The 10,512-nt window shown below is 40.3% G+C and carries 11 protein-coding genes; 4 read left to right on the top strand and 7 right to left on the bottom strand.

Features of this window, described 5'->3' with window-relative positions:
- On the top strand, positions 1–836 hold an 836-nt coding region (locus QZ488_RS19485; RefSeq protein ID WP_293751876.1), incomplete at its 5' end, for an EamA family transporter.
- A 29-nt stretch (positions 837–865) separates the two neighbouring features.
- Here the strand turns inward: QZ488_RS19485 and QZ488_RS19480 are convergent.
- The 6 genes from QZ488_RS19480 to miaB all read right to left on the bottom strand — a co-directional run bounded on the left by QZ488_RS19480 (position 866) and on the right by miaB (position 6,889).
- Positions 866–1,372, bottom strand: coding sequence for a GNAT family N-acetyltransferase (locus QZ488_RS19480; protein ID WP_293751874.1), 507 nt, complete (start codon positions 1,370–1,372; stop codon positions 866–868).
- A complete protein-coding gene (gene lnt / locus QZ488_RS19475) occupies positions 1,373–2,905 on the bottom strand; it encodes an apolipoprotein N-acyltransferase (RefSeq protein WP_293751872.1) in 1,533 nt (510 codons plus the stop codon).
- Between the two features lie 29 nt (positions 2,906–2,934).
- Positions 2,935–3,795, bottom strand: coding sequence for a CNNM family magnesium/cobalt transport protein CorC (gene corC / locus QZ488_RS19470; RefSeq protein WP_293751870.1), 861 nt, complete (start codon positions 3,793–3,795; stop codon positions 2,935–2,937).
- Between the two features lie 75 nt (positions 3,796–3,870).
- Positions 3,871–4,359 (bottom strand): rRNA maturation RNase YbeY, encoded by a 489-nt coding sequence (ybeY, locus tag QZ488_RS19465; protein ID WP_293751868.1) that lies wholly within the window; start codon positions 4,357–4,359, stop codon positions 3,871–3,873.
- 7 nt (positions 4,360–4,366) lie between these two features.
- Entirely contained in the window at positions 4,367–5,416 is a 1,050-nt protein-coding gene (locus tag QZ488_RS19460) for a PhoH family protein (protein ID WP_293751866.1), read from the bottom strand.
- 42 nt (positions 5,417–5,458) lie between these two features.
- Positions 5,459–6,889, bottom strand: coding sequence for a tRNA (N6-isopentenyl adenosine(37)-C2)-methylthiotransferase MiaB (gene miaB, locus QZ488_RS19455; protein WP_293751864.1), 1,431 nt, complete (start codon positions 6,887–6,889; stop codon positions 5,459–5,461).
- Between the two features lie 283 nt (positions 6,890–7,172).
- On the opposite strand from miaB, the gene kdsA reads away from it, so the two are divergent.
- Positions 7,173–8,024 (top strand): 3-deoxy-8-phosphooctulonate synthase, encoded by an 852-nt coding sequence (kdsA, locus tag QZ488_RS19450; RefSeq protein ID WP_293751862.1) that lies wholly within the window; start codon positions 7,173–7,175, stop codon positions 8,022–8,024.
- 121 nt (positions 8,025–8,145) lie between these two features.
- Here the strand turns inward: kdsA and QZ488_RS19445 are convergent, their stop codons facing one another.
- On the bottom strand, positions 8,146–8,448 hold the full coding sequence (locus QZ488_RS19445) for a hypothetical protein (protein WP_293751860.1): 303 nt from the start codon (positions 8,446–8,448) through the stop codon (positions 8,146–8,148).
- A gap of 221 nt (positions 8,449–8,669) precedes the next feature.
- Between QZ488_RS19445 and QZ488_RS19440 the strand changes: the two genes are divergently transcribed.
- The gene (locus QZ488_RS19440; protein WP_293751859.1) at positions 8,670–9,578 is read left to right on the top strand and encodes a transcriptional regulator GcvA; all 909 of its coding nucleotides are present in this window, start codon (positions 8,670–8,672) and stop codon (positions 9,576–9,578) included.
- Complete coding sequence (locus QZ488_RS19435; RefSeq protein WP_293751857.1) at positions 9,559–10,179, top strand: alpha/beta family hydrolase; 621 nt, start codon at positions 9,559–9,561, stop codon at positions 10,177–10,179. The genes QZ488_RS19440 and QZ488_RS19435 overlap by 20 nt, the downstream gene beginning before the upstream one ends.
- The last annotated feature ends 333 nt before the right edge of the window (positions 10,180–10,512 follow it).

Genomic DNA, 10,512 nt, shown 5'->3' with positions numbered 1-10,512 from the left:
TGATTTTTGCAGCTTCATTTTTAGGAGCTTTTGAAATTATGTTACCAAATTCTTGGGCAAACAAAGTAGATTCTCAAGCAGATAGAGGAGGTTTAGTCGGTATTTTCTTTATGGCATTAGCCTGCTGTAACTTTGGATTTAACTATTTAATTTTGTACTGGGCACAAGACTATCTAACTTCAGCTATGACCTCTATTGCTTTCTCTACTCTGTTAGTCATGAATATTATTAATACACGTATATTCTTTGGAAAACCTATTGCTCCACGGACCTTTATTGGTGCTACGTTGGGACTAGCTGGAATTATCGGGCTGTTTTGGCAAGACATTACAACTTTAGATATAGCTAGCGAAGCGATGATTGGTTTGGGATTGTCGTTAGGTGGAACATTTGTAGCATCACTGGGAAATATGACCAGCGTACGTAACTCAAGAAACAATATTGGAATTATGCAGGGAAATGCATGGGGGATGTTTTACGGTAGTGTGTTTTTACTTGTTTTAACTTTAATAAATGGTTCTGAGTTTAATCTAGATACTAGGCTACCTTATATTGCTTCTCTGGTGTATTTAAGTGTATTTGGCACCGTTATCGCTTTTGCTTGTTATTTTGTATTGTTAAAAGACATCGGCCCAGAAAAAGCCAGTTATGCAGTGGTATTATTTCCCGTTGTTGCGGTCTCACTTAGTATGATATTTGAAGGTTTTGTTTGGCAAACAAGTACAATAGTTGGTTTTGTTTTAGTGTTAATGGGTAATGTGATTGTGTTAACTCCAATTACTAGAATTAAAGAATTTATCGGTATTAATAAAGAAGTTATTCCTAGATCGGTCTAATTCGACATAATAAAAATTTATCACTGAACTTACTTTAGATGTTGCGCTAATTTTTCTAACGCTTCGCCTGTTACACGATTTACCGTCCATTCGTCCATGGGTTGTGCACCTAAAGACCGATAGAAATCAATTGCGGGTTTGTTCCAATCTAATACCCACCATTCTAAACGCCCGCAGTTTAGTTCTATGGCAAGGGTTGCTAAATAACCTAAGAGTATTTTACCTAAGCCTTTACCACGCATGTGCGGCTGCACGTACAAGTCTTCTAAATAAATACCGGGTCGACCGAGAAAGGTAGAAAAATTATGGAAGTACAACGCAAACGACACAGGTGTGCCGTTATATTCACCTATCACCACTTTGGCATGTGGTGTCTCGCCGAATAGACTTTCTTGTAGTGTACTTTCGTCTGCCACCACTTCATGTAATAACTTTTCGTAATCCGCGAGCTCTTTAATGAAGGTCAAAATAAGTGCAGTATCTTCAATCGTAGCAGGGCGAATAATAAAATTAGGATCACGGGTTGGCGATGACATTTAACTTTCCTTTGATTGTCTTTGGTACCAGCAGGCAAAAGCAAAAATCACAAAAGACAAACACCATATTGTCCAGTCACCGAACGAACGGTATGGGGTGTAACCTTTTACTTGCGCAATGGTATCACTCAGCACAGCCGCTTCAAATTGCGGTAATCTGCTTTGGATTTGACCCCTATGATCGATAAAAGCCGTGATGCCGGTGTTGGTTGCACGTAAAACAGGTAAACCAAATTCCTTAGCACGTGCTTGAGCTATTTCGAGATGTTGAGCAGGGCCATGGGAGCCACCAAACCACGCATCATTACTGACCGTGATTATAAAGTCGGTATTGTAATATAAGTTCGCCGATATCTGCCTTGGGAAAGCGATTTCAAAACAAATCGCGGGGGCAAATTGATAACCTTTGGCCTGTATGTTTGCTTGTTGATAATCGCCTCGAGTAAAGGATGACATGGGTAAATCAAAGATTGGGGCTAATCCACGTATCCAGTCTTCTAAAGGAATAAATTCGCCTATCGGCAGTAAATGATGTTTGGCAAAACGATTGCCATGAAAATAGTGATATTGCCCGCGAACCGCACTACCGTTATTTTGCTCATCTGTTTGCTTTTGCCCTAAACCGATTAAATTGTTAAAGGCTTCTCGTGTTTCAAAGTTGTAGTTCACAATACCGGTGATTAAGCCCGTATTGGTTTGTGCTGCCAAGCTATCTATTTCATTTAGAAAATCAGCCGCTATAGGTTCTAGTTTAGGAATGGCGGCTTCTGGCCAGATCACCACGTCATTGTTCCAATGATCTGCGGTCATGTTTTTGTATTTATTCATGGTTGGCTGATCTTGTTCTGGTGTCCAGCGCAAGGCTTGTTCAATATTGCCTTGAACCATGGCTATACGCACATTTTCGCCAGTTGGTTTTGTCCATTGGTACTGGTTAAGTACTAGGCCTGATACCAATAGCACAGTGACAATAAGAGCACTAGGTAGCCACTTTTTATCCGCTAACCAGATGGCAAGTGCAGCACTAATCAGTACCACTAAACCCGAAACACCAAATTCGCCAATGATTGGGAACCAACCAGCAAGAGGACCTTGTAATTGGCTATACCCTAAAGATAACCAAGGAAAGCCGGTTAAAAACCAACTTCTTAACCATTCTACTAGTAACCAGATAAAGGGTAGGGCAATTGGCCAAAACGTCTTGTTAAAGTATTTGCTGAGCAGATAAAAACTTAATCCGGGAAAAAGCGCTAAATAGGCACTTAACAGTAACATGAGTGCCAAAGAGCCAATTAGCGGAACACCACCAAAATCAGCGATGCTCACATGCACCCAACTGACACCGGCTCCAAACCAGCCTAAACCAAAAGCAAATCCGAGTTTAAAACCTTGTTTGGGTTGGGCGTTGCTTAGTAGGTAGATAAAACTAGATAAGCTTAGAAATGTAATAAACCAAAATGAAAATGGCGCGTAAGCCAAAGTCAGCAACGCGCCAAATAGAGTCGATAGAAGCAATTTTAAAGAGAATGACATATCACTCCCTTTATCTATGATGCTCAGGGTTATTCTTCCGTTTCTGGGATAGTGACTTTTAACTGAACCAAGCGTCTTTTGTCAGAGTTGGTCACTTTAAATTTAATGTCATCAATGGTCACTTTTTCGTCGCGCTCTGGCATGTGACCAAAGGCTTTGAGTACGATACCACCGATAGTATCTGCTTCTTCCTCATCAAACTTGGTTTCGAAAAACTTGTTAAAGTCTTCCAAAGAAGTGAGAGCTTTAACAGAGTAGGTATATTTATTCAGAGGTCGGATACCATCTTTATCCAATTCTTCAACATCATGTTCGTCTTCAATTTCACCCACTATAAGTTCAAGTATATCTTCAATAGTGACTAATCCAGACACACCACCATATTCATCTACCACTATGGCCATGTGATAACGTTTTTGTTGAAACTCTTTGAGTAGCACATCGACCCGTTTACTTTCGGGCACAATAACAGCAGGGCGCAGAATGTTTTTTAGTTCAAACTCTTTTCCAGGGACAAAAGCATACTCTAGTAAGTCTTTAGCTAACAAAATCCCTTCAATGTGATCTTTGTCTTCATTAATAACAGGAAAACGTGAGTGAGCTGATTCAAGTAGTATCGGTAGAAACTCTTCTACAGTTTGGTCAACTTCAATGGTGCGCATTTGTGCTCTAGGGATCATTATCTCCCGCACACGCATCTCGCTGACTTCCATCACCCCTTCAATCATTGCTTTGGTTTCAGGGTTAATGACTTCGCGTTGCTCAGCATCAGTGATGACTGCAAACAACTCTTCCTTACTTTTCGGTTCTCCAGTGAAGGTTTGGACTAATTTATCAATCCAGCCTTTATTGGCAGAACCGCTACTAGATGGGGGGTTATCTTCGCTCATGATCTCGTTATTTTGGTTAATTTAATTAATGTATTTATACGTTAATGGAATACAATTAATGCTGTAAATGCATCATTAATGATTTTGGTAGGGGTCGTCAATGGCTAATTTTTTTAATATAGCAATTTCAATGCTTTCCATTTCTTCAGCCTCTTGCTGATCAATGTGGTCGAAACCTAGTAAATGCAAGGTGCCGTGTATTAGCATATGTGCCCAATGATGGTGTAGCAGCTTGTTTTGTTGCTCTGATTCTTGTGTTACAACTTGTGCACAAATAACAATGTCGCCCAAAAAATTAGACATGGACTCATCTAGTTGCTCACCATCAGGTAACGATAATTCAGGCATCTCAAACGGAAAGGACAACACGTTAGTTACTTTGTCTTTATCCCGATACTGTAGGTTGAGTTGTTGAATTTCTTCAAGGTCGACAATGCGCACCGTTATTTCTTTATCAGCAATCTGCTGATGAGAGAGTAAGGTGTCCAACCACAATTGAATATCCGCTTGTTTAGGGACATCAGTGCTATTTGTGGCCAGTTGTAAGTCTAAAATGGCGCTCATTGGTTATTCACTTAGTGGAACCTTGATCTTTGTTCGCATCGGCTTCTAGTTGCGCCTTTTTTTCTAAGCGTTCTTTTTCTTGCTTGCTGTCATATTCTTCATAAGCCATTACGATACGTCCAACAACCGGATGACGAACAACATCATTAGCAGTAAAGAAGTTAAATGAAATGTCTTTTACTTCTTTTAATACTTCAATGCTGTGACGCAAACCAGAACGTACACCACGAGGTAAATCTACTTGAGTAATATCACCTGTGATCACTGCCTGAGAATTAAACCCGATTCGCGTTAAGAACATTTTCATTTGTTCTACTGTGGTGTTTTGCGCTTCATCTAAAATAATAAAAGCGTCGTTTAAAGTACGACCTCGCATGTATGCCAAAGGTGCCACTTCAATTACGCTGCGTTCAATGAGTTTTTCAACTTTTTCAAAACCAAGCATTTCAAACAGTGCGTCGTAAAGTGGGCGTAGGTAAGGGTCTACTTTTTGTGATAAATCACCGGGCAAAAAGCCAAGTTTTTCACCAGCTTCTACCGCTGGGCGAGTTAACAAAATACGTCGCACTTCTTGACGCTCTAACGCTTCTACCGCACAAGCAACTGCTAAGTATGTTTTACCCGTACCAGCAGGGCCCACACCATAACTAATATCGTGATTGATGATATTGCTCACGTACTGTGATTGATTGGGATTGCGTGGTTTGATCACGCCACGTTTGGTTTTTATATGGACTTCTTTACCATGTTGACCAGCTTCGGAGCGTTCCAAACATTTTGCTTCTTGTATGGCTAAATGCACTTTATTTGGCTCAATATCAGGAATTTCGCCACGAATAGGCTGAGTTTCCAGATATAACAACTTGAGTAGTTGCGCAGCACCACTGGATTGCTGAGATTGTCCCATCACTTTAAACTCGTTGTTGCGATAGGTGATTTCCACACCTAAGCGACGTTCAATCTGCTTTATATTGTCATCTAGCGGCCCACACAAACTGGATAAACGTTTGTTGTCTGACGGCTCTAAAATAATTTCACTGCTTACAAGGTTACTCAAATGTATAGTCTCTTTGCTCAATAGATAGTGTGGATCGCTTTACTAAACGGCGGCTACTTGGCCTACACCTAAGTCATCAACTTTATTAGGGTTCTTAGCCAAAATAGTGTGCGGGGCTAGTTCGCTACGTAAGTCCATCTGATCTTCGGTTCTGATAACATCACCTCTAAGTGAATTTGCGAAAACATCTGTTATTTTCACATCAACAAATTTACCGATCATTTTTGGTGTACCTTCAAAGTTCACCACACGGTTGTTCTCTGTGCGTCCTGACAACTCCATCGGGTTTTTCTTACTTGGGCCTTCAACTAAAATGCGTTGTTCGCTGTCTACCATATTACGAGCAATGCGTAGCGCTTGTTGGGTAATGCGCTGTTGCAGCAAACTTAAGCGATGTTTTTTGGTATCTTCAGTAACATCGTCTGGCAAGTCTGCCGCTGGCGTACCGGGGCGGGCGCTATAAATAAAGCTAAAACTAAGATCGAAGTCCATGGCTTGGATTAAATCCATTGTGGCCTCAAAGTCCGCATCACTTTCACCAGGGAATCCAATAATAAAGTCTGATGACATACTTAAGTTAGGTCGAATTTTTCTAAGTTTTCTAATTTTAGATTTATATTCAATCGCAGTATGACCACGTTTCATCAAGTTTAAAATACGATCTGCGCCAGATTGAACCGGTAGATGTAAATGGTCTACTAACTCTGGTATTTGCGCGTATGCATCAATGATGTCGTCAGTAAATTCAACAGGATGAGATGTGGTGTAACGAATTCGATCAATACCGTTGATAGACGCCACCAATTCTAAGAGTTCAGCAAAAGTACAGATGCTACCGTCGTAGTTTGGGCCACGAAATGCATTCACGTTTTGGCCTAACAAGTTCACTTCACGTACACCTTGCTCGGCTAGTTGGGCAATCTCAAGCAACACGTCATCCACCGGACGACTGACTTCTTCGCCACGAGTGTAAGGTACTACACAAAAAGTACAGTATTTAGAACAGCCTTCCATAATAGATACAAAGGCACTTGGACCATCTGCTTTGGGCTCTGGAAGACGATCAAACTTTTCAATTTCTGGAAAACTGATATCGATGACAGATTTGCTGCCACCTTTAATTTGATTAATCATTTCTGGCAAACGATGCAAGGTTTGTGGACCAAAAACTAAATCAACAAAAGGCGCGCGCTTTCTGATTGTTTTACCTTCTTGAGAAGCAACACATCCGCCTACACCAATAATTAACTCTGGTTTGTCTTTCTTCAGATTTTTCCAGCGGCCCAACTGATGAAATACTTTTTCTTGGGCTTTTTCACGAATTGAGCAGGTATTTAGTAAGATTATATCCGCATCTTCAGCCGTATCCGTGGCTTGATAACCATGAGTTGAGTCTAATAGGTCTGCCATTTTTTCCGAGTCATACTCGTTCATTTGGCAACCCCAAGTTTTAATAAATAGCTTTTTTGTCATAGCGGATTGTACTTACCTATCTCAATAATTCTGTATCGCGATTCGTTATGTCAAATTGACAAACGACGTCACTAAAATCGAACCGCATATTTTACGGGTTATTTACGCTAATCGCTACTTTTCCATGCTGTTTCTGCACTATAAATCTAGGATTAAGCTTGAATATTTTCACCAGCGGCTGAATTAATAAAATTAATAGCTACTGACACTTTCAGATACTCAGTAACGAGTTAGCTTGCTATGATATTGATCAAGACTTATCTAATTTAATTTTAAGACAACTATGCAAAATTTACAGAACATCAAAATTGGCAATATCGAAGTAGAAAATGACAAACCTTTTGTACTTTTTGGTGGCATGAATGTATTGGAATCTCGCGATATGGCAATGCGCATTGCCGAACATTATAAAGAGATAACCCACAAATTAGGTATTCCTTATGTGTTTAAAGCGTCGTTTGATAAAGCCAATCGTTCTTCGGTTAATTCTTATCGTGGGCCTGGAATGGAAGAGGGCCTAAAAATATTTGAAGAGATAAAACAAACCTTTAACGTACCGTTAATCACAGATGTACACGAAACTCATCAAGCGGCTCCTGTTGCTGAAGTGGTTGATGTCATTCAACTACCGGCATTTTTGGCCCGCCAAACAGATTTAGTGGTAGCCATGGCCAAAACAAATGCCATTATCAATGTGAAAAAACCACAGTTTTTGGCCGCTCACGAAATGCGGCATATCATCACTAAATTCGGTGAGGCCGGTAATGACAAAATTATATTGTGTGAACGTGGATCTTGTTATGGCTACAACAATCTAGTGGTTGATATGTTGGCTATGGATGAGATGAAAGCCTATGCCCCGGTTATTTTTGACGCGACCCATGCTTTGCAAAAACCTGGTGGTAGAACTGATTCTGCTGACGGTCGACGTGCTCAAGCAGCACAGCTTGCTAGAAGTGGGATGGCATTAGGTTTAGCTGGATTATTTATTGAAGCTCACCCAAATCCTAATCAAGCGAAATGTGATGGACCTTGCGCATTAGCCCTGGATAAATTGGAACCGTATTTACAACAAATGAAAGCGTTGGATGAATTAGTCAAAGGATTTGCCCCGTTAGATACCAGTGCTGACTAAATCTATTTGAATCAATAATGTTGTAAGTTTTGCTGTGCTAGGCGCTTAAGGCCTTTTACGGCGGCCTTTGCACAGCGACAACTTACTAAGACGTATTAACTAGCAGATAAACCTTAAATGATTAGTCTGTGATAACTACTTTGAATTTGAATTCAGGTAGTTTTTCGGCAGCGAGTTGCATTAATTCATTTGTTTGAGATTCAAGGGTATGGGTATTTAGTTGCTTGGCAATATCAGTTTTAACTTCAGGCGCTTTTACGTTAGCTAACATCGAGCTGATGCGCTCAACGATTTCGGCTTCAACATTTATTTCCAATTTATTCTCTGGTTGAGGTGTTGAGCGATTAGCGCCTAGTTTGGCAACGGCATTTTGGCTAAAAAGTACGGTGGCTAATATAGCCAGTATTGTATAAGTTGTTTTCATTTTGTTAACCTTTAGTATTAGTAATGTTAAATGTTAAGTTGTTTGTGTTTTGTTAGATCTGCTTTGTGATTGTTAATTATTGTTTTAAAACAATAATTTTTACCACATGTCGAATTGTATACCTATGTATAATTCTATTAAAACTACATTTTGTATGCTTGTGGATTAGAAAAGCTAATGCTTTAATAGGGCCTGAACTATAATTAATTGGCTGTTTAGTTATGAACCGCAGATTACCCCCACTTAACTCCCTTAAAGCCTTTGAAGTCGCGGCCCGGCACTTGAGTTTTACTCGAGCCGCTGATGAACTATTTGTTACTCAAGCCGCTGTCAGTCATCAAATAAAAGCATTAGAAGAGTTTTTATCCATGAAACTTTTTGTGCGAAAAAATCGCGCATTGTTTTTGACTGAAGAAGGCCAGAGTTATTACTTAGATTTAAAAGAAATTTTTCAGTCACTTAATGACGCCACCGAACGACTAGTGGCAAAAGGCGGGAAGGGCGCTATTACCGTGGCCTTACAAACCAGTTTTGCGATCCAGTGGTTAGTGCCTAGGATCAGCAAGTTTAGCCAACTTAATCCTGATATTGATCTTCGAATAAAGGCGGTCGACGGTGATGAAGGTTTTTTAACCGACGATGTGGATGTAGCAATCTATTTTGGTAAGGGTAAATGGTCTGGCTTGGCAGCTGATAAGTTACATACTGAATACCTGACACCCATGTGTTCACCTTTGTTGTTTCAAGGGGACAAACCCCTAGAAAAATTAGACGATCTTGGAAAACATACTTTATTACACGATTCCTCTAGAGACGCTTGGCAGGAGTGGATACGCCACTTCAATGTATTGGGCGTGAATGTCAATCATGGTCCTATTTTTAGTCATTCTTTGTTAGTGCAACAAGTGGCAGCTTTAGGTCAAGGGATCGCGCTAGGGTACAGTTTCTTAGCACGACCAGAAATTGAAGCGGGCCGCTTAATCTGCCCATTCGAAGAAAAATTAATCACAAAAAATGCCTATTATTTGGTTTGCCATCAGTCTCAGGCAGATTTAGGTAAAATTACCGCCTTTAGAGAGTGGTTATTAGCACAAGTTAAAGAAGAGCAAGATGATGAAGACTTTGAATAATTTGGCTAAAGAGCCCGTAGCTACTTTTGTTTTTGCCCATGGTGCAGGTGCCGGTCAAAACAGTGAGTTTATGCAGTTAATGGCCGAGGGCATCGCAAAATACGGCATTAATGTAGTACGTTTCAATTTTGCTTATATGCAGTTGGCCGAAGAGTTAGGTAAAAGGCGTCCGCCAGAACGGGCTGATAAATTGCTTGTTCACTTTAATGCTGTATTGAGTGAGGTTGATAGCAGTTTACCTATCTTTATTGGTGGCAAGTCGATGGGCGGTCGAATGGCCAGTATGTTGTTACAAGAGTCAAATGCCCTTGGTTGTATATGTATGGGCTACCCATTTCATCCACCGGGTAAACCTGAAAAATTACGTACTGCTCATTTAGAAAACATTAATAAACCCGTACTGATTTTACAAGGCGAGCGTGACACCTTTGGTACACGTGAGGAAATAGGCACATATAATTTGTCTGCGCAAGTTCAGCTAAGATATTTATACGATGGCGATCATAGTTTTAAACCGCGTAAGGCATCTGGTTTTACGCTTGATGGCCATCTTAATCTAGCTATTACGCAGACAGCTGAATTCATAAAATCGCATATTTGATTCGGTGAAGCTGTGTTAGCTCAAACTTAGTATGCCGTTAAAAAAATTCATCAAAAAGGATAAGGAGATCACAGAGAAAAAACATCAAAAAAGAGCGCTGTTGTTGAGTGGAGAAGTTAGAACTGACGGTCTGTTATGTGCTCTTTACAGTCATTGGGAAGAAGTTCTCTAACTGGCAGCTTTGAGCCTGTGAGTTCAACCGGTGAATGCAACCGGTGAATGCAACGCTATACTTATTTAAAGAGGAGGCGTTGCTATGAAACAGAGAAAAAGAATTTACTACAATGCTCAACAAAGGGCATTGATTTGGGACCGATATCAGCAAGGTGATTC

The organism is uncultured Paraglaciecola sp. (assembly GCF_913020055.1).
Classification (GTDB): Bacteria; Pseudomonadota; Gammaproteobacteria; order Enterobacterales; family Alteromonadaceae; genus Paraglaciecola.
The sequence above is the reverse complement of the archived record's forward strand: the minus strand, read 5'-3'. Positions and strand labels throughout refer to the sequence as shown.

Excerpts from the sequence above, each read along its gene's own strand:
- QZ488_RS19440 (WP_293751859.1), top strand. The coding sequence starts at position 8,670 with ATGAACCGCAGATTACCCCCACTTAACTCCCTTAAAGCCTTTGAAGTC.
- QZ488_RS19480 (WP_293751874.1), bottom strand. The coding sequence starts at position 1,372 with ATGTCATCGCCAACCCGTGATCCTAATTTTATTATTCGCCCTGCTACG.
- corC (WP_293751870.1), bottom strand. The coding sequence starts at position 3,795 with ATGAGCGAAGATAACCCCCCATCTAGTAGCGGTTCTGCCAATAAAGGC.
- QZ488_RS19445 (WP_293751860.1), bottom strand. The coding sequence starts at position 8,448 with ATGAAAACAACTTATACAATACTGGCTATATTAGCCACCGTACTTTTT.
- QZ488_RS19435 (WP_293751857.1), top strand. The coding sequence starts at position 9,559 with ATGATGAAGACTTTGAATAATTTGGCTAAAGAGCCCGTAGCTACTTTT.
- ybeY (WP_293751868.1), bottom strand. The coding sequence starts at position 4,359 with ATGAGCGCCATTTTAGACTTACAACTGGCCACAAATAGCACTGATGTC.
- kdsA (WP_293751862.1), top strand. The coding sequence starts at position 7,173 with ATGCAAAATTTACAGAACATCAAAATTGGCAATATCGAAGTAGAAAAT.
- miaB (WP_293751864.1), bottom strand. The coding sequence starts at position 6,889 with ATGACAAAAAAGCTATTTATTAAAACTTGGGGTTGCCAAATGAACGAG.
- lnt (WP_293751872.1), bottom strand. The coding sequence starts at position 2,905 with ATGTCATTCTCTTTAAAATTGCTTCTATCGACTCTATTTGGCGCGTTG.